General features: G+C 66.9%; 15 protein-coding genes, 1 tRNA gene and 2 pseudogenes. 10 read left to right on the forward strand and 8 right to left on the reverse strand.

The genetic code is table 11. The features are described from left to right. Positions 1–59 precede the first annotated feature (59 nt). Positions 60–1,100: a tRNA (adenosine(37)-N6)-threonylcarbamoyltransferase complex transferase subunit TsaD gene (tsaD, locus tag DIE06_RS02015; RefSeq protein ID WP_124659922.1), complete on the reverse strand. Its 1,041-nt coding sequence runs from the start codon at positions 1,098–1,100 to the stop codon at positions 60–62. 131 nt (positions 1,101–1,231) lie between these two features. On the opposite strand from tsaD, the gene DIE06_RS02020 reads away from it, so the two are divergent. From DIE06_RS02020 to DIE06_RS02055, 7 genes are all read left to right on the forward strand, one after another. Further along, a complete protein-coding gene (locus DIE06_RS02020) occupies positions 1,232–2,452 on the forward strand; it encodes an NAD(P)/FAD-dependent oxidoreductase (RefSeq protein ID WP_124659923.1) in 1,221 nt (406 codons plus the stop codon). A gap of 106 nt (positions 2,453–2,558) precedes the next feature. Continuing rightward, on the forward strand, positions 2,559–2,771 hold the full coding sequence (gene rpsU, locus DIE06_RS02025; protein ID WP_006479415.1) for a 30S ribosomal protein S21: 213 nt from the start codon (positions 2,559–2,561) through the stop codon (positions 2,769–2,771). 185 nt (positions 2,772–2,956) lie between these two features. Further along, positions 2,957–3,403, forward strand: a complete 447-nt coding sequence (locus DIE06_RS02030) for a GatB/YqeY domain-containing protein (protein WP_124611819.1) — start codon at positions 2,957–2,959, stop codon at positions 3,401–3,403. A 71-nt stretch (positions 3,404–3,474) separates the two neighbouring features. Next, positions 3,475–5,346, forward strand: a complete 1,872-nt coding sequence (dnaG, locus tag DIE06_RS02035; RefSeq protein ID WP_124611818.1) for a DNA primase — start codon at positions 3,475–3,477, stop codon at positions 5,344–5,346. 88 nt (positions 5,347–5,434) lie between these two features. Beyond that, positions 5,435–7,852 (forward strand): RNA polymerase sigma factor RpoD, encoded by a 2,418-nt coding sequence (gene rpoD / locus DIE06_RS02040; protein WP_124659924.1) that lies wholly within the window; start codon positions 5,435–5,437, stop codon positions 7,850–7,852. 138 nt (positions 7,853–7,990) lie between these two features. Then, positions 7,991–8,069: transfer RNA gene (locus tag DIE06_RS02045), tRNA-Ile, on the forward strand. A 313-nt stretch (positions 8,070–8,382) separates the two neighbouring features. Continuing rightward, entirely contained in the window at positions 8,383–9,933 is a 1,551-nt protein-coding gene (locus DIE06_RS02055; RefSeq protein ID WP_124659925.1) for a phospholipase D family protein, read from the forward strand. Between the two features lie 124 nt (positions 9,934–10,057). On the opposite strand, the gene DIE06_RS02060 is transcribed toward DIE06_RS02055, so the two are convergent. The 7 genes and pseudogenes from DIE06_RS02060 to DIE06_RS02090 all read right to left on the reverse strand — a co-directional run bounded on the left by DIE06_RS02060 (position 10,058) and on the right by DIE06_RS02090 (position 21,743). Continuing rightward, entirely contained in the window at positions 10,058–11,893 is a 1,836-nt protein-coding gene (locus DIE06_RS02060) for a protease pro-enzyme activation domain-containing protein (protein ID WP_124659926.1), read from the reverse strand. A 693-nt stretch (positions 11,894–12,586) separates the two neighbouring features. Continuing rightward, positions 12,587–12,964, reverse strand: a pseudogene (locus DIE06_RS02065) (response regulator transcription factor); the annotation flags it as partial. Then, positions 12,961–14,406 carry an efflux transporter outer membrane subunit gene (locus DIE06_RS02070; RefSeq protein WP_124659927.1) on the reverse strand — a complete coding sequence of 482 codons (1,446 nt, stop codon included), beginning with the start codon at positions 14,404–14,406 and terminating at the stop codon, positions 12,961–12,963. The gene DIE06_RS02070 and the pseudogene DIE06_RS02065, both read right to left, overlap by 4 nt. 4 nt (positions 14,407–14,410) lie before the next feature. Next, positions 14,411–17,554 (reverse strand): multidrug efflux RND transporter permease subunit, encoded by a 3,144-nt coding sequence (locus tag DIE06_RS02075; RefSeq protein ID WP_124659928.1) that lies wholly within the window; start codon positions 17,552–17,554, stop codon positions 14,411–14,413. 20 nt (positions 17,555–17,574) lie between these two features. Then, positions 17,575–18,735, reverse strand: a complete 1,161-nt coding sequence (locus tag DIE06_RS02080) for an efflux RND transporter periplasmic adaptor subunit (protein ID WP_124659929.1) — start codon at positions 18,733–18,735, stop codon at positions 17,575–17,577. A gap of 329 nt (positions 18,736–19,064) precedes the next feature. Then, positions 19,065–19,247: pseudogene (locus tag DIE06_RS02085) on the reverse strand (TolC family protein); the annotation flags it as partial. 9 nt (positions 19,248–19,256) lie between these two features. Continuing rightward, positions 19,257–21,743: a mechanosensitive ion channel family protein gene (locus DIE06_RS02090; protein WP_124659930.1), complete on the reverse strand. Its 2,487-nt coding sequence runs from the start codon at positions 21,741–21,743 to the stop codon at positions 19,257–19,259. Between the two features lie 1,143 nt (positions 21,744–22,886). Between DIE06_RS02090 and DIE06_RS02095 the strand changes: the two genes are divergently transcribed. From DIE06_RS02095 to gndA, 3 genes are all read left to right on the forward strand, one after another. After that, positions 22,887–23,783, forward strand: a complete 897-nt coding sequence (locus DIE06_RS02095; RefSeq protein WP_124659931.1) for an NAD-dependent protein deacetylase — start codon at positions 22,887–22,889, stop codon at positions 23,781–23,783. Continuing rightward, a complete protein-coding gene (locus tag DIE06_RS02100; protein WP_124659932.1) occupies positions 23,780–24,421 on the forward strand; it encodes a DUF938 domain-containing protein in 642 nt (213 codons plus the stop codon). The genes DIE06_RS02095 and DIE06_RS02100 overlap by 4 nt, the downstream gene beginning before the upstream one ends. A gap of 97 nt (positions 24,422–24,518) precedes the next feature. Further along, entirely contained in the window at positions 24,519–25,931 is a 1,413-nt protein-coding gene (gene gndA / locus DIE06_RS02105; RefSeq protein WP_124659933.1) for an NADP-dependent phosphogluconate dehydrogenase, read from the forward strand. The last annotated feature ends 19 nt before the right edge of the window (positions 25,932–25,950 follow it).

Consider the following 25,950-nt stretch of genomic DNA (forward strand, 5'->3'; position numbering starts at 1 on the left):
TCGAGCGGCCTTCTCGTTTGCCGGTGTGTGCCGGCGCGCAGGATGTCGCGCTGCGCGACTCAGCGTGCGAGCGACGCGAGATCCCAGCGCGGCTTCACCGTGAACGCGTAGTCGGCATTCGCCTGCTCGGGCCAGCGGCCGAGCCGCAATGCGCCGGCGAGCGCGATCATCGCGCCGTTGTCGGTGCAAAGCGCGAGATCCGGATAGTGCACGTCGAAGCCGCGCTTGGCCGCGGCGGCCGACAATGCCGCGCGCAACTGGCGGTTCGCACCGACGCCGCCCGCGACCACGAGGCGCTTGAGCTTCGTCTTCTTGAGCGCGGCGAGCGACTTCGCGACCAGCACGTCGACGGCCGCGTCGACGAAGCCGCGCGCGAGATCGGCCTTCGCGCGCTCGAGCGCCTCGCCCTCCAGCTTCGCCGCTTCGAACTTCTTCATCTGCGTGAGCACGGCCGTCTTCAGGCCGCTGAAGCTGAAGTCGAGATCGCCCGAATGCAGCATCGGGCGCGGCAGCACGACCGCGCCCGGCGTGCCTGTTTCGGCGAGCTTCGACACTTCCGGGCCGCCCGGATAGCCGAGGCCGATCAGCTTCGCCGTCTTGTCGAACGCTTCGCCGGCCGCGTCGTCGAGCGTTTCGCCGAGCGTCTCGTACACACCCACGTCGGTCACGCGCATCAGTTGCGTATGGCCGCCCGACACCAGCAGCGCGATGAACGGGAACGGCGGCGGCTCGTCGACGAGCAGCGGCGACAGCAGGTGGCCTTCGAGGTGATGGATGCCGACGGTCGGCTTGTTCCACGCGAGCGCGAGCGCATTCGCGATGCTCGCGCCGACCAGCAGTGCGCCGGCGAGGCCGGGGCCTTGCGTGAACGCGATAGCGTCGATGTCGTCGCGGCGCGTGCCGCTTTGCGCCATGACTTCCTCGAGCAACGGCAGCGCGCGGCGGATGTGGTCGCGCGACGCGAGCTCGGGCACGACGCCGCCGTATTCGCGGTGCATCGCGATCTGCGAATGGAGCGCGTGCGCGAGCAGGCCGCGCTGCGTGTCGTAGAGCGCGAGGCCGGTTTCGTCGCAGGAGCTTTCGATGCCGAGAACGAGCATGGGTAGGGGCGGGGGCGTGCTGCACCGAGCTCGCCACACGAAGGTAAACGTAACCATAAATTATAGCAGGCGGCGGCCGGCCGCCGCCGGGGTCGGCCCGGGCGCGCGGTCGGGCAGGTACAATCCGCGCCATGGAAACTTATGACATCGCCGTGATCGGCGCGGGCGCCGCCGGGATGATGAGCGCCGCGGTCGCCGGGCAACTCGGCCGCCGCGTGGTGCTGATCGACCACGCGCCGCGGCTCGCCGAGAAAATCCGCATCTCGGGCGGCGGCCGCTGCAACTTCACGAATCTCTACGCGGGCCCCGACAACTACCTGTCGTCGAATCCGCATTTCGCGCGCTCGGCGCTCGCGCGCTACACGCCGCGCGACTTCCTCGGGCTGCTCAAGCGGCATCACGTGACCTGGCACGAGAAGCACAAGGGACAACTCTTTTGCGATCACGGCAGCGATGCGGTCATCGACGTGCTGAAGCACGAGTGCGACGCGGGCGGCATTGCCTGGCGCCGGCCGGTGGTCGTCGACGCGGTGCGCCACGCGCCGGCCGACGGCTTTACGCTCGACACGCAGCAGGCGGGTCCGATCCACGCGCGCGCGCTGATCGTCGCCACCGGCGGCCTGTCGATCCCGAAGATCGGCGCGACCGACTTCGGCTACCGGCTCGCGAAGCAGTTTGGCCACAAGCTCGTCGATACGCGGCCCGCGCTCGTGCCGCTCACCTTTGCACAGCAGGACTGGGAGCCATTCGCGGCGCTGTCCGGCGTGTCGCTCGAAGTGCGCGTGTCGACCGGCGACAAGAAGCGCGGCGGCGAATTCGTCGAGGACCTGCTGCTGACCCATCGTGGTCTGTCGGGCCCCGGCATCCTGCAGATCTCCAGCTACTGGCAGTCCGGCGACCCGATCCGTATCGACCTGCTGCCGCAGCGTGACGCGGTGGCCGACCTGCTCGACGCGAAGCGCACGTCGAAGCGCCAGATCGGCTCGCTGCTCGCGGACTGGGTGCCGTCGCGCCTCGCGCACGTCTGGCTCGACACGCACCGTGTCGCGGCCGACGCGCGGCTCGCGGACCTGCCCGACAAGACGCTGCGCCAGATCGGCGACGCGCTGTCCGGCTGGACGCTGACGCCGAACGGCACCGAGGGCTACAAGAAGGCCGAGGTGACGAAAGGCGGCGTCGATACGCGTGAACTGTCATCGGCGACGATGATGAGCGCGCGGGTGCCGGGGCTGTTCTTCATCGGCGAGGCGGTGGACGTGACGGGCTGGCTCGGCGGCTACAACTTCCAGTGGGCGTGGGCGTCCGGCACGGCGGCCGGGCAGGCGGCGGCGGAGTTCTCGCGCTGCGCCTGACACGGCCGGGCGGGCCCGCCGTTGACGGGACCCGGCCCTTATGTCTTTGCACGACGCTCTGCTATACTCGTAAATCTTCCCTGCAAACCTTTATTCGTGTCGGATCATGACGATCATTCGCGTTAAAGAAAACGAGCCGTTCGAAGTCGCCATGCGCCGGTTCAAGCGCACGATCGAGAAGAACGGTCTGCTGACCGAGCTTCGTGCGCGGGAGTTTTACGAGAAGCCGACCGCCGAGCGCAAGCGCAAGAAGGCTGCAGCGGTGAAGCGTCATTACAAGCGGATTCGCAGCCAGACGCTGCCGAAGAAGCTGTACTGAACGAGTGAGCGCCGCGCGATTCACCGAGCGGCGCACCGGCGACCTCCGCACGATCGGCCTCGATCCGGGGCCGCGAGTCGCCGATGCCGGATTCGAGCAACCCGCTTGAGACTTAGTCCCAAGCGGGTTTTTGTGTTGACGCCCGATCGCGGGCGTCGAAGTCACGTTTCCATCCCGGGTGCAAGATGAGTTTGAAAGAGCAGATCAGCGAAGACATGAAGGCCGCGATGCGCGCGAAGGAAAGCGAGCGTCTGGCGACGATTCGCCTGCTGATGGCCGCGATCAAGCAGCGCGAGGTCGATGATCGGGTGACCCTCGACGACGCGGGCATCACCGCGGTGATCGACAAGATGATCAAGCAGCGCAAGGACTCGATCAGCCAGTTCCAGGCCGCCGGCCGCGACGATCTCGTCGCGAAGGAACAGGCCGAACTGACGGTGCTGGGCGCCTACATGCCCACGCAACTGTCGGACGCCGAAGTGGCCGCCGAGGTTCAGGCCGCGGTCGCGGCAACCGGTGCAGCCGGCCCGCAGGACATGGGCAAGGTGATGGGCGTGCTGAAGGGCAAGCTCGCCGGCCGCGCCGACATGACGGCCGTTTCCGCGCAGGTCAAGGCCGCGCTGTCGAAGTAAAACCCGCGTCCCGGCGCGTCGCATGCGCGTGCGCCGGGGCGTCGTATTGTCTTTTTTCGCTTGATCCCACGGTGATTCCGCATTCGTTCCTGCAGGACTTGCTGAACCGCGTCGATATCGTCGACGTGGTGGGCCGGTATGTGCAGCTCAAGAAGGGCGGCGCCAACTTCATGGGGTTGTGCCCGTTCCACAACGAGAAGAGCCCGTCGTTTACCGTCAGCCCGACCAAGCAGTTCTATCACTGCTTCGGCTGCGGTGCGCACGGCACGGCGATCGGCTTCCTGATGGAGCATGCGGGGCTCACGTTCCCGGAAGCCGTGCAGGAGCTCGCGCAATCGGTCGGGCTGACCGTGCCGCACGAACCGTCGATGCGCGGCGGAGGCGTTGGGGGCGGCGGCGATTATCCCGCGCCGGTGTCGAAATCGGTGGCGACCGCGCTGTCCGACGTGATGTCCGCCGCGTGCGACTACTACCGCAAGCAATTGCGTGGCGCGACCGTCGCGATCCAGTACTTGAAAAACCGGGGCCTGACCGGCGAGATCGCTGCGCGCTTCGGGCTCGGCTATGCACCGGACGGCTGGCAGAACCTCGAAACCGCGTTCCCGGACTACCGCGACGACTCGCTCGTCGAATCGGGGCTCGTGATCGTCAGCGAGAAGACCGACGCGCAAGGCGTCGCGCGCCGCTACGATCGGTTCCGCGAGCGGATCATGTTCCCGATCCGCAACGTGAAGGGGCAGGTGATCGGGTTCGGCGGCCGCGTGCTCGGAAGCGGCGAGCCGAAATACCTGAATTCGCCCGAAACGCCGCTGTTCAACAAGGGCAGCGAACTGTACGGGCTGTTCGAGGCGCGCCTCGCGATCCGCGAGCGCAAGTACGTGCTGGTCGTCGAAGGCTACATGGACGTCGTCGCGCTCGCGCAGCTCGGCTTCCCGAACGCGGTCGCGACGCTCGGCACGGCATGCACGCCGATCCACGTACAGAAGTTGCTGCGCCAGACCGACACGGTCATTTTCAGCTTCGACGGCGATTCGGCCGGCCGGCGCGCGGCGCGGCGCGCGCTCGAGGCGTGCCTGCCGCATGCGGCGGACAACCGCACGATCCGATTCCTTTTCCTGCCGTCCGAACACGATCCGGACAGCTATGTCCGCGAATTCGGTGCGGACGCGTTCTCCGAGCAGGTCGAGCGCGCGATGCCGCTGTCACAATTTCTGTTGAACGAAGCAATTGCCGGCAAGGCGCTCGATCAGCCGGAAGGTCGCGCGAAAGCGCTGTTCGACGCGAAGCCGCTGTTGCAGGCGCTGCCGGCGAACGCGTTGCGCGCTCAGATCATGCATATGTTCGCCGACCGTCTCGATATCCCGTTCGAGGAAGTCGCGGGGCTGTCGGACGTCGATGCGCGCATCGCGGCGCCAGCGCGCCAGGCGCCCGCGCGCAGCGAGCGACGGCGCGTGACGGACAGCGAAAAGCGCGCGTTGCGTACGCTCGTGATGCATCCGCGGATCGCGTCGCAGCTCGACGACGAACAGCTTGCGACCCTGCGCGCGCTGCCGCGAATCGGCGAACTGTTCGCCGAAGTCGTCGAGCATGCGCGTGCGCTGGGCGACGGCGCGGAGTTTCGGCTGCTGTCGGATGTCCTGCGGACGTCCTCGAACGGGGCGACTTACGAGGAAATCTTCCGCGAAATTCTGGACTATGATGAAAACGTCCGCGATTTGCTATTACAGAATCCGGAGGACGAGACGGTGCCCGAGCGGCAGCGTGAACAGGAACGGATCGCGGGGGAGGAATTGCAGGCCGCGGTGCTCAAGATGCGCTATGACGCCTGCTGCGACCGGCTTGATCGGCTGGCGCGGCAATCCACCTTCACACCCGAGGAATTGGCCGAATTGACGGAATTGAACCAGCAGCGAACCGACATGAAACGTCGGCTCGGGCTGTAGGCGGCCGGGGCGCCAAGAGAGGGCGCGCCAGCGTGCTATAATATAAGGTTTCCAGCGGTTTGTTTTCCAAGCAGAGGCGAGAATCGCGATGGCAAAGACGACAGGCGGAAAGAAAGCAGCAGGCAAGGGCTCGACGGAGCCGACCACGAAGGTCACAGCGGCCAAGTCTGCTTCTTCCACCAGGACAACGTCTTCAGTCACGTCAGCCCCTGCGGGAAAGAAGACCGCGGCCGGCACTGCTCAGGCTGCGCCGGCGTCGGCAGCCAGAACACGGGCTGCCGCCAGACCCGACTCCGGGCCGGCCAAGCCGGCGGCGAAGCGGGCAAGTGCGAAAAGCGCAAGGGACACGACTGCCGCCGCGGACGAAACGGCAGTACGTACTACTCATGCACCCACGGTTCAAACGGCTGTCGTCCAGCAGCCGCGAGTCGATATAGCCGGTACGGCGAACTCCATGACCAAAAAGCTGAACGAAGTATCCGTCGATGACGACGCAAATCAGAGCGACGAGCAGCCCGCAGCCGTGGCTGCCCCGGGCAAATCCAAGGTGCGCGATCGTCGCGCCAAGGAGAAGGCGCTGCTGAAGGAAGCGTTCGCGACGAGCACGCCCGGCACGGCCGAGGAGCTCGAAGAGCGCCGTGTGAAGTTGCGCGCGCTGATCAAGCTCGGCAAGGAGCGCGGCTTCCTCACGTATGCCGAAATCAACGACCACCTGCCGGACAACTTCACCGAGACCGAAGCCCTCGAGGGCATCATCGGCACGTTCAACGACATGGGCGTGGCGGTTTACGAGCAGGCGCCGGACGCGGAAACGCTGCTCCTGAACGACAACGCGCCGGCCGCGTCGTCGGACGATGAAGTTGAAGAGGAGGCGGAAGTCGCGCTGTCGACCGTCGATTCGGAGTTCGGTCGCACGACGGATCCGGTCCGGATGTACATGCGCGAGATGGGTACGGTCGAGCTGCTCACGCGCGAAGGCGAAATCGAGATCGCGAAGCGGATCGAGGACGGCCTGCGCCACATGGTGATGGCAATTTCCGCGTGCCCGACGACGATCGCCGACATCCTCGCAATGGCCGAGCGCGTCGCGAACGAAGAGATCCGCGTCGACGAGCTCGTCGACGGCCTGCTCGATCCGAATGCTTCGGACTCCGCCGATACGGACGGTTTCTCGGCGAAGGAAGCGGAAGCGATCGAGAACGAGGACGAGGAAGCCGAAGAGGAAGAGGAAGAAGAGGAAGAGGAGGAGGATGACGGTGCCGCGCAGGCGTCGGCCAACGCCGCCCAGCTCGAAGCCCTCAAGCGCGCATCGCTCGACAAGTTCTCGCAGATCAGCGAGTGGTTCGACAAGATGCGCCGCGCGTTCGAGAAGGAAGGCTACAAGTCGAAGTCCTACCTGAAGGCGCAGGAAACGATCCAGACCGAGCTGATGACGATCCGCTTCACCGCGCGTACCGTCGAGCGTCTGTGCGACACGCTGCGTGCGCAAGTGGATGAAGTGCGTCAGGTCGAGCGTCAGATCCTGCACATCGTCGTCGACAAGTGCGGCATGCCGCGTTCGGAATTCATCGCGCGCTTCCCGGGCAGCGAGACGGATCTCGACTGGGCCGAGAAGATCACGGCGGAAGGTCATGCGTACAGCGCGGTGCTGTCGCGTAACGTTCCGGCGATCCGCGAACAGCAGCAGCGCCTGATCGACCTGCAGGCGCGCGTCGTGCTGCCGCTGAAGGACCTGAAGGAAACCAACCGCCAGATGGCGGCCGGCGAACTGAAGGCGCGTCAGGCGAAGCGTGAAATGACCGAGGCGAACCTGCGTCTCGTGATCTCGATCGCGAAGAAGTACACGAACCGCGGCCTGCAGTTCCTCGACCTGATCCAGGAAGGCAACATCGGCCTGATGAAGGCGGTGGACAAGTTCGAATACCGTCGTGGCTACAAGTTCTCGACCTATGCGACGTGGTGGATCCGCCAGGCCATCACGCGTTCGATCGCGGACCAGGCGCGCACGATCCGTATTCCGGTTCACATGATCGAGACGATCAACAAGATGAACCGCATCTCGCGGCAGATCCTGCAGGAAACCGGTCTCGAGCCGGATCCGGCAACGCTCGCCGAGAAGATGGAGATGCCGGAAGACAAGATCCGCAAGATCATGAAGATCGCGAAGGAGCCGATCTCGATGGAAACGCCGATCGGCGACGACGACGATTCCCATCTCGGCGACTTCATCGAGGACAACAACACGGTCGCGCCGGCGGATGCCGCGCTGCATGCAAGCATGCGCGACGTCGTGAAGGACGTGCTCGATTCGCTGACGCCGCGTGAGGCGAAGGTGCTGCGGATGCGCTTCGGTATCGAGATGAGCACCGATCACACGCTCGAGGAAGTCGGCAAGCAGTTCGACGTCACCCGCGAGCGGATCCGTCAGATCGAGGCCAAGGCGCTGCGCAAGCTGCGTCACCCGAGCCGTTCCGACAAGCTGAAGTCGTTCCTCGAAGGGAACTGATTTCCAGCGTCTCACTTGCGAACGCCGCCGGTATCCGCGTGATGCCGGTGGCGTTTGTCCTCCTTAGCGGCTTTATTGTTACAATGCCGGCCCGGCTTCGTTGCCGGGGCTGCGTGCAGCACGCGTTGCTTCTCATCTGGGCCCCTAGCTCATGCTTGGTTAGAGCAGCGAACTCATAATTCGTTGGTGCCGGGTTCGACTCCCGGGGGGCCCACCAGATTCGCTTCCAGGGTTATCCGGGGAAGCCGCGAAACCCGCGATGCCGCAAGGCTTCGCGGGTTTTTCTTTTACGTGCCGCCCGAATGTGTCGAACGTGTTGAACGCGTTCGCACCGGCATCGCATGTCGTATCGCCGCCACCGGGGAAACACGGAGCGCGTGCCGTCCCGATATCAATCGAAGTATGCTGTAGCGCGACCGGCGCGCACGCTCGAGATTCGTCGAACGCGCGAACCGCAGGCCAGTGCCGCGCTCCGTCCGGCAGCCAGAACAAACACACACCGACTTGGCCCGACAGTGGGGGCGGCCATCATGATCATGCTGCGTTCGTGGGGTGCGATTCTCGCGTTGCTGATGCTTGCCGCGTGCGCGAGCCTGCCACCGCAGGCCGGCCGCGCGCCGACGCACGCATTCACCGATACCGAAAACACGCGCCTCGGCATCGCGTTCCGCCAGCAGGCCGCCGCCCATCCGGGGCAGGACGCGTTTCATCTGCTGCGCGATCCCGTCGATGCGCTCGATGCGCGCGTGCTGCTTGCCGATCGCGCGGACCGCTCGCTGGACCTTCAATACTACATCTGGCACGACGACCTGACCGGACACGAGCTCGCGGATTCGATCATCCGTGCGGCCGATCGCGGGGTCCGCGTGCGCGCGCTGCTCGACGATCTCGGCACGAACGCGGACGACCGCAAGCTGCTCGAGATCAGTTCGCATCCGAACATCGAGATCAGGCTTTTCAATCCGGTCGCGACGCGCCACTTGAAGAAGATCGGCACGGTGCTCGAGTTCTCGCGCGTCAACCGGCGCATGCACAACAAGGCAATGATCGCGGACAACCAGGCGGCGATCGTCGGCGGCCGCAATATCGGCGACGAGTACTTCGGCGCGTCGTCGATGCTCGAGTTCGGCGATCTCGACGTGGTCGTGCACGGCCCCGTCGTGAACGACATCTCGACCGAATTCGATACGTTCTGGAATTCTCCGTATGCGTATCCGGTCGATGCGCTGGTCGGGCACGACGCGGCGCCGGGCGGCCTCGACCGGGAGCGCGAACGGCTGCGCGACTACCTGCGGGCGATGGAGGACAATCCTTACGTGCTCGAGGCGCGGCAAAGGCTCGACCAGATCGTGCACGGGCAGGGCACCGAGCTGTCATGGGGGGAGGCGACGGTCCTGTACGACGATCCGGCGAAGATTGCACGCTCGCCGAAGGACAGCGACGGGCACCTGATGCCGCAACTGCGCGCACTCGCGTTGCGGCCCGAGCACGAACTGCTGATCGTGTCGCCGTACTTCGTGCCGGGCAAGGACATGGTCGAACGCCTGCACGCGCTGACGGCGCGCGGCGTGCGCGTGACGATCCTGACCAACTCGCTCGCGTCGACCGATGTCGCGGCCGTGCATGCCGGCTACCGGCGCTATCGGCGCGATCTCGTCGAGGCCGGCGTCCGGCTTTACGAGCGGCGCCCGTCCGGCGACAAGAGCATCTCGAAGCAGGTCATCATCGGTTCGTCGCGTGCGTCGCTGCATGCGAAGACGTATGTGTTCGATCGCAAGAGCATCTTCATCGGGTCGATGAATCTCGATCCGCGCTCGCTGAACCTCAACACCGAGATCGGCGTTTACTGCGAGAGTCCGGCGATTGCGTCCGAAGTCGCGATGGACCTGGAGCCGCGGCTCGATCGAATCGCGTGGCGAGTCGAATCGAGGACCGATCCGGCCGGAAAGGGGCGGCTCAAGTGGATTCAGACCGACGCGGACGGGAAGGTGACCGAGCTCGATCACGAACCGGAAGTGTCGGCCGCGCGGCGCATGGAAGTGTGGTTTCTCGGCTTGTTTCCGATCGAGTCGCAGCTGTGAGCCGCTTGCCCGCGACCACCGCGGGCGGCGTGCGCCGACATGCATCGTCGATCGGGCACCGACGCGCGCCTTGCCGTGAACACGGTTCCGGGCGCGAAGCAACCCGCACCCGGAACCGCACCGCTCATCGCGCGAAATCCGGCGTGCTCTGGATGAACGTGTTCAGCTTCGCGATGTTCACGCTGCCGAAGCCCGTCGTCGCGTCCCAGCCGGCCTTCGCCTTGTAGCCGTACGTGCCGCTGCCGTTGTTGCCGGACGTCACGTCGTGCAGCAGGGCCGCGTTGGTCGGGAAGTACTTGTAGATGCTCGACGCGGGGAAGCCGAGCGCGTTGTTGTTCGCCGATTGCAGCCGCGCCCAGATGCCGGTGAAGATCGGCGCGGCGAGGCTCGTGCCGCCTTCGTTGTTCAGGTAGCCCGAGCCCCACAGCGTGTCGGACGTCTGCCCGTTCATCACGAGGATCGCGCCGGTGCGCAGGTCGGCGTCGAAGCCGACGTCCGGTAGCGCGCGCCTGGTCGACCCGGTGAGGGTCGACGATTGCCATGACGGCGCGGTTTCGTACTTGCTGTAGCCGCCGCCCGTCGCCCACACGGTGCCCGGCTGCCAGCTCGGATCGTTCCACACGATTTCGCTGTTGTACGCGTTGGTCGACGTATTGGTGAACAGCGTCGTGCCACCCACCGCGATCACGTACGGCGACGTCGCGGGCTCGCTCACCGTGTAGGTCGAGCGCGACGGCGTACCGCTCGCGCATTCGTACGCGCCGTGGTCGCCGGCGGACACGGAGAAGGTCTGCCCCTGCGCGACGGCCTGCTTGAAGATGGTGTCGTCGGTCGTCTGCGAGCCGGTGCTGTATGCGGACGATTCGCATACGCCGAGCGACACGTTGATGACCTTCGCGACGTTGTCGCTCACCGCCTTGTTGTACGCGGCGGTGATCGCGGTGAGCGTCATCGACGGTGCCGCATAGAACACGACCTGCTTCACGCTGCCGCCGGCGGCGCCGACGATCGACTGGCTATCGAGGTTCCATTCGACGGTGCCGGATGTATCGGTGTACGAACTGCCTGACGGCCCCGTCTGCACGATGCTGCTGCTGATCGTGCCGAGGCCGTTGTTCGCGGCGAACGTGTTGAGGTCGCTGACCGTCTGCGACAGGTCGCCTTCGGAGATGATGCCGACCGTGGTCTGCGAGGCCGTCGGCGTGCCGTCGCCGCCATAGAGCGTCGAGAATTCCGTCGGGTTGTGCGGCACCGCGGATGCACCCGCGGGGATCGTCAGGTTGCTGGTGTTGCCTTGCGGCTTGCTTCCCGCGCCGGTATGCATGAGCTCGACGTTCTGCAGGCCCAGCACGGCGCCGACGATGCCGCCGATCGCGTTCGGCACCTGCGCGGCATCGGTGTTCGCGTAGACGCTGCGGCCGTTGCGCGTGAAGCGCTTGAGCGTCGTGCGGAACGCCGACTTGACCGTTGCCGCGGTGCCGGAGGCGGACACGAGCAGGCGGTTCGGCGCGACCACGATGTTGACGAAGCCGGCCTTGCGCAGGTGTGCGACGACGGAGGCGACCTGCTGGCCGGTCGGTGCGTACTGCGCGGCGAACTGCGCCGATGTGAGGAACTGCTTGTAGTGCGGCGAGCCGGGCGTATGCAGGTCGTGCAGGTACTGGTCGAGTTGCGCTTCGTTGCGCAGGTTCAGCCCGAGCACGATGTCGACGGATTCGCCGGGCGCCATCTCGGTGGCAGCCGCGGCAGCGGCGGCGGTGCTGGCCGCCGGCGCGCCGGCGGTACTGGTGCTTTCACCCTGCTGGACGAGCGGCAGGAATCCCTTGGTGCGAGTTTCCGTCCAGCCGGCGGCCGGTGCGGCATGGACGGTCGCCATGCCGAACGAAGCGGCTGCCGCGGCGGCGAGGGCGAGCTTGACGATGCGAATGTGTTTTTGTTTCTTGTCTGCAACCTGATTCATGTTGAATTACCCCTCCGGTTGAACATCGAACGGCACGAACAACAACGGTCGACAGCGGCGCGGATCGTGCGCCGCCGATATCCGCCGCGCTCGCGCGGATGGCGCGGACGCGACGGGGCCTTTCACCCGATCCGGAAGGGTGGTGATCCTCCGGGGGCGAAATGCTGGAATGCTGGTAGCGGAGGCGCTGCGCCGCGATGCGGATCGGCCGCGCCGGCAGGCTCGATGCAGGCGGGATGACTAGAGCAACAATTTCGGTGTCCTGCTCATTCGGTTCGGTCCTTCGGCCTGCTGCCGGACGGCAGCTGCCCAATGAAGTGCATCGGGATGTTGCATGCGCCGACCGAAGAAGAGGTAGTCGGCGGCGAGAACTTCGGTGCGGCGGAAGCGAAATGCGTCGAGCGGAATTGATTGCGTGGTTGGCAATTCGTCAGACTGCTTGAGTCGGACGGTATCAAGAACGAAAGTTCGATGTCAAACTTTTTCTGATTATATGAAACAAAATTAAATGGGATAAGGTGAGTTGAACTTGAAAAGACATAAGGCGTTTGTAATTTTCGACGACGCTGCTGGGTGTAATGGCGGATCGGCGCGTCGGATAATCGACGAATCGATTCGTAATGAGCGAATGGTTGTGGAGGAAACATTCGAGTCGCAGGCACCGGCTGCTCCGGTCACGTGTCACGCGTCGCGCCGCGCGGCCGACGGCGTGCGCGCGCGACGCAGGATCGCGCGCAGGCGTGCGACCACCTCGGCCGGGTCGAACGGCTTCACGATGTAGTCGTCCGCGCCCGCGCCCAGTGCCTGCAGCCTGTCGATGTCCCGGTCGAATGCCGTGACGACGACCGGCGTCGTGCAGCGCCGTCGCAGTTCGGCCAGCACGTTCCAGCCGTTCCGGCCCGGCAGCTTGACGTCGAGCAGGATCAGGTCGGGCACCAGGTGCGGCTGCACGTCGAGAACGGCCTGCCCGTTGCCGACGCGGTAGGTGCGAAAGCCGTCGTGCGTCAGGTACGCGTCGAGGACGTCCGAGATGTCGGGTTCGTCCTCCGCAATCAGGATCAGCGCGCTCATCGTTGCAGCGCCACGTTGGTCGACGGCGCGACGTCGGTATCCGTCAGCCCGCCGCCGAGCGCCTTGTAGAGTGCGACGGCATTGGCCAGTTCGCTGCGGCGCAGGTCGAGCAAGGCCTGCCGCGCCGCGTAGAGCTGGCGTTGCGAGTCGAGCAGTTCCAGCCGCCCGTCGACGCCCGCGCGGTAGCGCAGGTTCGACAGGTCGGTGCGGCGCTCGGCCGATGCGACCACGCGCGTCTGCGCTTCGATCTGTCGGCCGAAGGTCTCGCGTCCGGCGATGCCGTCGGCGACTTCGCGGAACGCGGTCTGGATCGCGCGCTCGTATTCGGCGACGGCACTCGACTTGCGCACTTCCGCGAGACGCAGTTCCGACCGCAGCCGGCCGCCTTGAAAAATCGGGACGGTGACCTGCGGCGCGAAGCTCCACACGTTCTGACCGCCGGCGAACAGGCTGCCCATCGCCGGGCTCAGGAAGCCGATCGACGATGTCAGAGACAGCCGTGGAAAGAAGGCGGCGCGCGCCGCGCCGATGTCGGCATTGGCCGCGACGAGGTTCTGTTCGGCCTGCTGGATGTCCGGCCGGCGGAACAGCAATTCCGACGGCAGGCCGGCCGGCAGTTGCGTCGTCACCGGTTGCTGCTCGAGCGGCAGCGGCTCCGGCAGATCCTCCGGCGGCTCGCTGCCGAGCAGCAGGCGCAGCGCGTTGCGCGCCTGCTCGACGGCGCGCGTGCGCGCTTCGAGATCGGCGGTCGCGCTCGCGACCTGGCCCTCTGCCTGCGCGATGTCGACGCCGCTCGCCTGGTGCGCGTCCTTCAGGCGGCGCGCGAGATCGAGCGACTGCTGCCAGTCGCCGAGCGTGCGCTCGGCGAGCGCACGCTGCTCCTGTGCGAGGCGCTCCGCGAAGTACGCGTCCGCCACGGCGCCGACGAGCGAGATCTGCACCGCGCGGCGGCCGTGATCGGTCGCGAGGTAGCGGGCGAAGGCCGCGTCCGACAGCGACTTCACGCGGCCGAACAGGTCGATCTCGAACGCGCTGATCCCGACGTTGACGCCGTACTGGTTCTGCGTCGATTCGAGCAGCGGCGGATTCGACTGCGTATCGGCCGCGGTGCGCTGGCGCGTGAAGCGGGCGCCGGCGTCGATCGACGGCAGGCGCGCCGAGCGCTGAATGCCGTACTGCGCTTCGGCGGCCTCGACGTTCAGCGCGGCCAGCCGCAGGTCGCGATTGTTCCGCAGCGCGACCTCGATCAGGCGCTGCAGGCACCGATCGCCGAACATCGTGCGCCAGCCGAGATCGGCCGCGTTCGCGTGCAGGTCGGCGGCAGCGGCGGCCGTATAGGCGGTCGGCACCGGCATCGCGGGTTTCACCAGCGCGGGCGTCAGCGAGCAGGCGGACAGCGCGAGGGCGGCGGAAATCGCAGCGGAAAGAATAAGCAATCGCATGGCATCAACCTTGTTGTTCGTTATGCAGAGCGTCGGACTTCCGGCGCCCGGCGCGCCATGCTCCGATGCGTTCCTGGATGCTCATCACGAACACGAAGAACACCGGAACGAAGAAAATCGCCAGCACGGTGGCGGTCACCATGCCGCCGAACACGCCGGTGCCGATCGCGTGCTGCGTTTCGGCGCTCGCGCCGGTCGCGATCATCAGCGGCACCACGCCGAGGCCGAACGCGAGCGACGTCATCAGGATCGGGCGCAGGCGCAGCTTCGACGCTTCGACGGCCGCCTCGATCAGTCCCTTGCCTTCCCCGCGCAACTGCTTCGCGAATTCGACGATCAGGATCGCGTTCTTCGCGGACAGGCCGATCACCGTGATCATCCCGACCTTGAAGAACACGTCGTTCGGCAAGCCGCGCAGCAGCACCGCGCCGATCGCGCCGAGCAGGCCAAGCGGCACCACCAGCATCACCGACAGCGGGATCGACCAGCTTTCGTACAGCGCGGCCAGCACCAGGAACACGACGATCATCGACAGCGCCATCAGCATCGGCGCCTGCGATGCCGACTGGCGTTCCTGCAGCGACTGGCCGGTCCACTCGACCGCGAAGCCGGGCGGCAGTTGCGCGGCGAGACGTTCCATTTCGGCCATCGCCGCGCCGCTCGACTGGCCGGGCGCCGCGTTGCCGGAGATGCGCGCGGACGGGTAGCCCTTGAAGCGCACCATCTGCAGCGGCGTGTCCGTCCACACGGGGCGCACCACTTCGGACAGCGGCACCATGCCGCCGGCCGCGTTGCGCACGTACAGCTTCATCACGTTGTCGATCTGCATGCGCGCGGGTGCGTCGGCCTGGATGATCACCTGCTGCATGCGGCCCGCGTTCGGGAAGTCGTTCACGTAGGTCGAACCCATCGCGGTGGAAAGCGTGTCGCTGAGGGTCGTGAACGACACGCCGAGCGCCTGCGCCTTCGCACGGTCGATTTCGAGTCGGATACTCGTGCCGGCCGGCAGGCTGTCCGGATACACGCCGGTCACGATCTTGCTCTGCGCGGCGAGTTCGAGCAGCTTCGCTTCAGCCGCCTTGAGCGCCGCATTGCCCTGATTCGCGCGGTCTTCCAGACGCATCGAGAAGCCCGAGCTGTTGCCGAGTTCGTCGATCGCCGGCGGCAGCAGGCTCATCACCATGCCTTCGGTCACGCCGGTCATCGCTCGTTGCGCGAGCATGCCTTCCTCGATGGTCGACGCGCCGCCGCGGTCTTTCCAGTCCTTCATCACGGACCAGTTGATCGCCGCGTTCGAACCTTGCCCGGAGAAGCCGTAACCGATCACGGAAATGCTCGACTGGATTGCCGGACGCGAAGCAAGATGCTTCTCCAGCGTTTCGACCACGTCATGCGTACGCTCGGCGGTAGCGTCTGCGGGCAGCAGAAAGCTGGTGATGAAGTAGCCCTGGTCCTCGTCCGGCAGAAACGACGACGGCAGGCTGCGGAAGCCGAACACCAGTGCGCCGGAGATCGCGACGAACACCAGCATCACGCGGCCCGTGCGGCCGACCAGGCGGCCGACGCGCGCTTCGTACCACGCCGTCAGGTGCTCGAAGCGGCGGTTGAACCAGCCGAAGAAGCCGCGCTTTTCGTGGTGGCCCGGTTCGAGCGGCTTGAGCATCGTCGCGCACAGGGCCGGCGTGAGCGTCAGCGCCAGCAGCGCCGAGAACAGGATCGACACGGCCATCGACAGCGTGAACTGCTTGTAGATCACGCCGACCGAGCCGCTCGCCATCGCCATCGGGATGAATACTGCGGTGAGCACCAGCGTGATGCCGATGATCGCGCCGGTGATTTCCTTCATCGCCTTCGACGTGGCCGCCTTCGGCGACAGGCCTTCCTCGGCCATCAGGCGCTCGACGTTCTCGACCACGACAATCGCATCGTCGACGATGATGCCGATCGCGAGCACCATCCCGAACATCGTCAGCACGTTGATCGAGAAGCCGGTCAGCAGCATCACCGAAAACGTGCCGAGCATCGCGACCGGCGCGACGATGGCCGGGATCAGCGTATAGCGCACGTTCTGCAGGAACAGGTACATCACGAGGAACACGAGCACCATCGCCTCGAACAGCGTGGCGATCACCTTCTCGATCGAGATCTTCACGAACGGCGACGTGTCGAGCGGAATCGAGTAGGTCATGCCCGACGGCATCGACTTGCTCAGCTCGGCCATGCGCGCGCGGATCGCGTCCGCGGTCTTCACCGCGTTGGCGCCCGGCGCGAGCTGCACGCCGGCGAGGGTGGCCGCCTTGTTGTTCTCGCGGCTCACGAACATGTAGTTCTGCGAGCCGAGTTCGACGCGCGCGACGTCGCCGAGCACGACCTTCGAGCCGTCCGCGTTCGCGCGCAGCACGACCTTCGCGAACGCTTCCGGCGTCGTGAGCTGGCCCTGCGCGGTGAGCGGCACGGTCACGCGCTGGCCCGGCAGCGCAGGCAGCGCGCCGAGGCTGCCCGGCGCGATCTGCACGTTCTGCTGGCCGATCGCGGTCGTCAGGTCGCTCATCGACAGACCGAAATCGATCAGCTTCTGCGGATCGACCCAGATGCGCATCGCGCGTTCGGAGCCGAACTGCAGTACACGCCCAACGCCGTCGATTCGCCGCAACTCCTCGGCAACGCTGCGCGCCATGTAATCGGCGAGCGCCCCTTCGTCGAAGCGGCCGTTGTCGGAGCGCAGGCCGATCAGCATCAGGAAGCCGGACGACGCGGATTCGACGATCAGCCCGTTCTGGCGCACGGCCGCGGGCAGGCGCGGCTCGACAGACTTGATCTTGTTCTGCACGTCGACCTGCGCCATCTCCGGATGGGTGCCGGGCTTGAACGTCACGGCGATCTGCGCGGAGCCGGACGTATCGGCCGACGATTCGAAGTACAGCAGGTTCTTGACGCCGGACAGTTCGCGCTCGATCAGGCTCAGTACGCCGTCGTTCATCGTCTGCGGCGTGGCGCCCGGGTAGCTCGCGGTGATCGTGACGGACGGCGGCGCGACCGACGGGTAGCGCGCGACCGGCAGTTGCGGGATCGCGATCAGCCCCATCAGGATGATGAAGAGGGCGATCACCCACGCAAAGACCGGGCGGCGGATAAAGAATTCAGCCATGACTGGAGGCTCCTCGTGACTCAGAGCGCGGACGCGGTGGCGGCCGCGTCAGGCGACTTCCAGTCGGTGGCGGCGGCCGACGCGCCGTCGACCAGGCGTTCCATCCCTTCGACGACGATCTTCTGGCCGGCCTGCAGGCCCGACTTGATGCGGTAGCTGCGGTTCGTCAGCTCGCCGACCTCGACGGCCTTCAGATGCGCGGTGCCCTTCGCATCGAGCACCCACACCTGCGGCTTGCCGCCGGCGCGGACGACGGCCTGCTGCGGCACCGTCACCGCGTTCGCGTAGTGCGCGCGCGGAATGCGGGCGCGCACGTACATGCCCGGCAGCAGCTGGCGTTTCGGGTTGTCGACCAGCACGCGCAGCAGCACGTCGCCGGTGCCCGGATCGACGTTGACGCCGGAGAACAGCATGCGGCCCTTCACGTCGTAGCGCGTGTCGTCGTCGCGCAGCACGTCGACCGGCAGGCCGTTGCTGTCCGACGCATGCGGCTGGCCCGCGAGCGCGCCGCGCAGCGCGTCGAGCGACGCGGCCGGCTGGCGTACGTCGACGTAGACCTGGTCGATCTGCTGGATGCGCGCCATCGGCTGGCTGTCGGTGCTCGACACCAGCGCGCCTTCGGTCACGAGCGCCTGGTCGATGCGGCCGGCGATCGGCGCTTCGACGGTCGCGAATTTCAGGTCGAGCCGGCGTCGCGCGAGCGTCGCGCGGGCCTGCGCGACGTCGGCGGCGGCCTGGTCGCGTTGCGACACCGCGTCGTCGTACACCTGGCGGCTGATCGCGTCGGCCTCGACGAGCGGCTTGAAGCGCGCCGTCTGCACCTTCGCGCGTTCGAGCGCGGTCTGCGCGCGCTGCAGCGATGCGGCGGCCGTGTCCATGTCGGCCTTGAACGGCGCGGGATTGATCTGGAACAGCGGCTGGCCGGCGCGCACTTCGGTGCCTTGCTCGAACAGACGGCGTTGGACGATGCCGCTGACCTGCGGCCGGATTTCAGCGATCCGCACGGCCGCGACGCGGCCCGGCAGATCCTCGGTCACGTCGAGGCGTGTGGCGGTCAGCGTCATCGCCGCGACCGCGGTGGCCGGCGCGGCGGCCTGCTGCTCCGCGGGTCCGCAACCCGCCAGCAGGGCCGCCGTCAGCGCGCAGACGGCGCCGTAGCGGCATCGTTGTTGATTCTTCATTACGACTCCAGGAAGCGCAGGCAGCCCACTGCCTGCTTTGACGGGCTGGAGTTTGCGGCGCTTGGTTGGCGTCTTTTATGCGGAAAGATGGAGATTCGATGGAGACGGCGAAATAACCGGGAAGGCGGATGGAGTGCGGAGGGAGGCGAAGGGGGATGTGGCAGGCGGGTTTTGTCTGACGAACCGGTTCGATGGCGCGAGCCATCGCGCCGGGTTCGTTGTTCGACCCCGTACGCGGTGGTCTGCGCCGCGGCGTCGGGGTGGGTGGTCAGCCCGCTTGGTCGGGACGCAGGATCGGCACCGGGGCGCCGTCTACCCCCGGCCGTGCATCAACCCGCGTTCGTCTGCCATCCGAGCCCGAGGCTCTTCTGCAGCGACACGTAATCCTTGATCAGCTCGGCTTGCCCGGCGATCACGTTCGGTTGCGCCGCGAGCGCTTCGCGCTGCGTATCGAGCAGGTCGATCATCGATGCGACGCCGGCGCGATAGCGCTGATCCATCAGCGTCGCGCTGAGCCCGTATCAGTTCGTTGCCGGCCTGCGTGCCGGATTGCCCGGCGTTGGCGGCCCGGCGGCCGTATCGGCGCCATCGTCGCTGGCGCTATCGATGCCGTCACCGCGTTGCCCGCGTGGCAAACCTTGGTCATATGCGACGAGGCTGCGCTGCGGATTCGCGATCCGGATCCCGCGTTCGTGGAACAGCACCGCGATCCGCCGGTTGAATTCGCGCTGCACGCCCCAGCGCGCCGAGTCCTTGCACTGGATCTGTCCTGCCAGCGCGATCGCCGCGCCGTCGACCTGGTCGATGCCCCAGTAGCTGAAATCCGAGAGGATGCCGTCCTGGTAATTCGGGTCGTCGCGCAACGCGGCGCCGATCTCCTTCAGCGTCGCGATCGCGCGATCGATGTCCTGGCCGTAGGCGATGCTGACCTTGACGGCCGCGTTGCCGAGCCCGCGATTCGTGTTGTTGACGGTCGTCACCGAGCTGAACGGGATCGTGTACAGCGATCCGTCGCCCGCACGCAGCCGCACGGTGCGGATCGACAGGTATTCGACCGTGCCGGATACGCCGGCGAGCGTGACCCAGTCGCCCACCTGCATCGCGTTCTCCATCAGCAGGAAGATCCCGGTGATGAAGTCCTGCACGAGCTTCTGCGAGCCGAAGCCGAGCGCGACGCCGAAGATGCTGGCGCCGGCGAGCAGCGGACCGATGTTCACGCCGATTTCGCTGAGGCCGGTCAGCACGACAACGAGCGCGATCATGATGAACAGCAGCGAGCGCAGCATCGGCAGCAGCGTGCGCAACCGCGCCGCGCGCACGAGGTTGCCTTCGCGTGTCCACTGCTGCAGGCGGCGCTCTATCGAGATATTTGCGGCTTCCCAGACGATCAGCGCGACGACTGCTGCAATCGCGATCGTGATCAGCGCCGACGCGAGCCGATGGCCGATCGTGCCGGTCTCGAACGCGTGGAAGATCGGCACGCCCCAGGTCTGCAGCAGCAGCACGATGGTCACGACGGCGATCACCGCCGACACGATCTGGCGCACCAGCGGGTAGTAGCGGTATGCGTGGAGGTGGACGAGCGTGCGATCGTCGTCGCGGCGCTGGAACACCCGCGCGAGCGCGCCGAACACGACGATCGACACGATCCGCATGCCGATCATCACGGCGATCGAGCGGCCGCCGAGCGTGATCAGCACGCGGTAGCCGTTGTGGACGTCGAGCGCCCATACGAACCACAACGCCATCACGACGAACACCGACACGGGTGCCCACGCGTCGGCGAGCGCATTGCCGATCATCGCGAAGGCAGGCCGATCGTCGCCGGCCGCGCGGATGCGCGCGGCGACCGGCTGGCGGCACCGCAGGATCAGCGCCGAGATCATCAAGTGGCCGACGAGCGCGACGGCCTTCAGCAGCGCGACGTGGCCGGCGTCGCTGAGGCCGAAGCTCGCGGCGATCTCGATCGCGGCCGTGCACGCGCCGACGACGATCACGATCCGCGCGATCGAGCGCTGCGCGAACGCGGCCCATGCGTCGCTGATGTGCAGCAGCCGCAGTTGCCGCGCATCGGGCTGGAAGAACAGCCGGCTGACGATCGTCACGAGGCGGCAGATCACGTAGATGTCGATCAGCGATTCGAGTGCGGTTTCGGTCGGCGTGCCGGCGCCGTCGAGCACCGACATCGTCAGGCTCGCGACGCCGACGAACACCAGCAGCGGTGCGACCCGCAGTGCGAGGCTGACCAGCGCGCGCGGCATGCGGCGCAGCAGCGTGGTATGGCGCCGTGCGTGGCCGCGGCCTTGCGATGACGTATCGGGCGTCTCGGTACCGTCGGCCCTCGCAGCGGAGGCGGCCGGCTCCTGCATGGAAGCGGTGTCGTCGGGCCCGGGCGGCTCGGGGTCCGGCGCGTCGGCTTCGGCCCGGCGCGACGATTCGGCGCGGCGCGCGCTCAGGGCGGCCAGCGCGCGCCGCAGCAGCCGCTTCGCGACCCATTCGACGACGAACGCGGGTACGAGCACGGCGAGGATGATCAGGAACGCGCGCGTGAGATCGGCACGTTCGTCGGCGCGCACGAGCCGCTCGTGCCACCAGTTGCCGACCGAGCCGACGTCGAGCAGCGAGCGCAGCGATTCGTTCAGCGCGCCGCCGATTTCACCGGCCCAGCGTGATCCCTGCCGGACGAGCATCGACGCCAGCCCGTTCGTCGTGAGCGCGGCGGGGGCGGCGGCAACCGATGCCGCGCTGGCCGGCGCCGCGGCGCTCGCCGGGAGCACGGGCGTGCTGAGCACGCCGACGGCCGCGATCGCGCGCAACGTCGTTTCGACCTGGTCGCGCTCGCGCGGGTTTTGCAGAACGGAGAGGGCCTGCTGCGCCTGTTGCGGCGTCAGCGCGGGCACTGCGCCCGAGGCGGCCGATGCGGCCGATGCGGCGGCCGGGGCGGGGACGGCCGCGTGGGCGGCCGATACGAGGGCGGCGAGCAGCCAGCCGAGCAGGAAATGTCGCATGGGTAGGCATGCGGGCGCGCATCGCAACGCGGCCCGTCGGTCTGGACGATGGACGGAAGTTAACATGATCGCCATAGGAACCGAATAGTTCCGTCGACGACGATTCGAATCGGGCATGCGGCAAGCGGTACGGGCGGTTGCGGCCCATCGGGCGGTGCCTTCCGTGTGGCGCCGGTGTCCGCCGCGGGCCGTTGACGATCCGTCGTGCGGGCAGGTCAACAGGCGTGCACATGCGCGGCCAGGGTCGGGCAGCCGCAAGCGGATCGTCGGCATCGAACGGGCGCAACGCCCCGCCGGCGCACGCGTCACACTCCTGCAACACGGGCGTCGCACGCGATCGCCGTCGGTCGGGGGTCGTTTCACTTTCGAAACGTTCACGCCCATCTGTTGCCGTGCGATTTGCATCGGGGCTATTTCACGGGCCGCGGGGCCTTACGCCGCGAAGCATGGTGCGCTCCTTGCATGTCTGTATGCGCCGTGAGCGCGATCGCCGGCGAAGTCGGGCCCGGCCATCGCTTCAGTAGGTCGGATACATACAAGACGGGGACAAGAGAATGAGAACAGACCGAATCGCAACGTGTCATGTTGCAAACATGAATCGCCGACCTGCCCGTGAATTCGCTTCGCCGTTGAGTGCGGCGACATGAGCGTGCGGCTTTTCGTTCCATCCGAACAAATCGGGTTCGTTCCGAACGACGACGTGCAGGCGTGACGCACGAGGCCGACCAGTGCCGGTCGGCCGTCGGGGATGAACCGCCGGTGCACGCAGATGGACGACCATGACTTCCGGATCGTCATGCCGACGCGCGAAACGCAGGCGCGCCGCATGCGTGTGCGTGCCGCACGCCGTGCCGCGCGGCGATCCGCGCAAACATCAAGGCAACGTCAGGAAATCGAAGATGTAGTTCAGGGGAACGGTCCGCCGGCCGCACTGCGACGGATCTGACGACATTGTGCTGTCAGTTGATCCACTACCCCGATGGATCAATTGTTGAAGCGCCCATCGCCATGTGGTCGATGGGCGTCTTTTTTTGCCCGCCGGTGCCGCGCGCGGACCGCCGGCCGGATCGCGCGGCGTTCTGTATCATGTGCTGGCGCGCTGGCCGCACGGCCAGTCACCGCGCCCGATCACGCGCCGCCAACATGAACGACATCGCCTTGCCCGACCCTTCATCCGCCAGCATCGATCCGGCCGCGCTCGATGCGCTGCACACGTTCATCGAGCGCCATCCGCGGCTGCTCGTGCTGACCGGTGCGGGCATCAGCACGGATTCCGGCATTCCCGGCTATCGCGACCGCAACGGTCAATGGATGCGCTCGCCGCCGATCCAGCTCCACGAATTCCTCGGGTCCGACGCGGCGCGCCGGCGCTACTGGGCGCGCAGCATGATCGGCTGGCCCGTGGTCGGCCGTGCGCAGCCGAACCGCTCGCACGTCGCGCTCGCGCGGCTCGGCGGCACCGGCCGGATCGAGCGCCTCGTCACGCAGAACGTCGACGGCCTGCACCAGCGTGCAGGCAGCGGCGACGTGATCGAACTGCATGGCGGCATCAACGGCGTCACGTGCCTCGATTGCGGCGCGCATCACGCGCGCGCGACGATCCAGACCGTGCTCGAAACGGACAACCCCGAACTGCTGGGCGCGCACGCGGAACCCGCCGCCGACGGCGACGCGCACCTCGAATGGGCCGCGCTCGACACGTTCCGTATTCCGGCCTGTCCGGCCTGCGGCGGGCTGCTGAAGCCGGCGGTGGTGTTCTTCGGCGAGAACGTGCCGCGCGAACGCGTCGCGCTGGCGTCGCAGGCGCTCGATGCGGCGGATGCGCTGCTCGTCGTCGGCTCGTCGCTGATGGTGTATTCCGGCTACCGGTTCTGCGTGTGGGCCCAGGCGCAGAACAAGCCCGTCGCCGCATTGAACCTCGGCCACACCCGAGCCGATCCGATGCTGACGCTGAAGGTCGAGGCGCGTTGTGCGCCCGCGCTCGACGCGCTGAACGCGCGGCTGGGCGTTTCCGGCAACGCACCGGAGCATGCCTCGTGACCGGGCCGACGTCTTCGCCCGATCCGTCCGCGCGGCTGTCGGCGCCGGCGGCCGAGCGCAATCGCGGGCCGATCCTCGACGTGTTGCGCCGCGTGCTGCCGGCCAGTGGCAGCGTGCTCGAGATCGCGAGCGGCACCGGGCAGCATGCGGTCCATTTCGCGCAGGCGCTGCCGGGGCTGCGCTGGCAGCCGAGCGATCCCGACGCGCACGCGCGGCGCTCGATTGCCGCATGGGTCGCGCATGCCGGCCTCGCGAACCTGGCCGAGCCGCTGGCGTTCGACGTGCGCGACGCGTCGTGGCCGGCCGCGGCGTTCGACGCGATCGTCTGCATCAACATGATTCACATCTCGCCGTGGGCCTGCACCGACGCGCTGTTCGCCGGCGCGTCGCGCGCGCTGCGCCCGGGCGGCGTGCTGTTCCTGTACGGCCCGTATCGCCGCGAGGGCCGGCACACGGCGCCGTCCAACGAAGCGTTCGACCGGCAGTTGCGCAGCCGCGACCCGTCGTGGGGCGTGCGCGATCTCGAGACGGTCGTCGCGCTCGGCCTCGACCGCGGCCTCGACTGCATCGAGGTCGTCGAGATGCCGGCGAACAACCTGAGCGTCGTGTTCCGGCGCCTGCCGCACGCGGAGCAATGACACGCCAGCGCGCATCGCGGCCGGGTTTCCACTATCCTTTCGCCTGTGCGCGCGGCCCGGTTCGGGTCGCGCCCTGTTTTTTCCGGAGAATTGACTAATGGGCAAACAAGCAATCGGTGTGATCGGGCTCGCGGTGATGGGCCGCAATCTCGCACTCAATATCGAGAGCCGCGGTTACGCGGTGTCGGTGTACAACCGCAGCCGCGAGAAAACCGACGAACTGATCGCCGAATTCCCCGGCCGCAATCTGGTGCCGACCCATACCCTCGAGGAATTCGTCGCGTCGCTCGAAACGCCGCGCCGGATCCTGATGATGGTGAAGGCCGGCGAAGCGACCGATGCGACGATCGCATCGCTCAAGCCGCTGCTCGAGAAGGGCGACGTGCTGATCGACGGCGGCAATACGCACTTCACCGACACGATCCGCCGCAACCAGGAACTCGCGCAATCGGGCCTGCACTTCATCGGCACCGGCGTGTCGGGCGGCGAAGAGGGCGCGCTGCGCGGCCCGTCGATCATGCCCGGCGGCCAGCGCGACGCGTACGACCTGGTCGAGCCGATCCTCAAGCAGATCGCCGCGAAGGCCCCGTCGGACGGCGAGCCGTGCGTCGCGTACATGGGGCCGGACGGTGCGGGCCACTACGTGAAGATGGTCCACAACGGCATCGAATACGGCGACATGCAGCTGATCGCCGAAAGCTATGCGGTGCTGAAGGACGTCGCGGGCCTGACCAACGACGAACTCGGCGCGGTGTACACCGAGTGGAACCAGGGCGAGCTCGACAGCTACCTGATCGAGATCACGTCGAAGATCTTCGGCAAGAAGGATGACGAAACAGGCAAGCACCTCGTCGACGTGATCCTCGATCGCGCCGCGCAGAAGGGCACCGGCAAGTGGACGAGCCAGAACGCGCTGGATCTCGGCGTGCCGCTGCCGCTGATCACCGAGTCGGTGTTCGCGCGCGTGCTGTCGTCGCTGAAGACCGAGCGCATCGCGGCCAGCAAGATCCTGTCGGGCCCGGCCGCCGCGCCGTTCGACGGCGACCGTGCGGCGTTTATCGAAGCGGTGCGCCGCGCGCTGTACCTGAGCAAGGTGATCTCGTACGCGCAGGGCTTCGCGCAACTGCGCACGGCGTCCGAGGAGTACGGCTGGAACCTCGATCTCGGGACGATCGCGAAGATCTTCCGCGCGGGCTGCATCATCCGCGCGCGCTTCCTGCAGAAGATCACGGACGCGTACGCAAAGGATCCGGCGCTCGCGAATCTGCTGCTCGACCCGTATTTCAAGGATATCGCCGCGAACTATCAGGCGTCGCTGCGCGACGTCGTGGTGGCCGCGGTGAAGGCAGGCGTGCCGGTGCCGGCGTTCGCATCGGCGGTCGCGTACTTCGACAGCTACCGCTCCGAGCGGCTGCCGGCGAACCTTGTGCAGGCGCAGCGCGACTTCTTCGGCGCGCACACGTTCGAGCGTACCGACAAGCCGGGCAGTTTCCACGCGAACTGGTCGTAACCGGCAGGCGAGGACGGTA

The organism is Burkholderia sp. Bp8998, from assembly GCF_003854235.1.
In the GTDB taxonomy this organism is placed as follows: domain Bacteria; phylum Pseudomonadota; class Gammaproteobacteria; order Burkholderiales; family Burkholderiaceae; genus Burkholderia.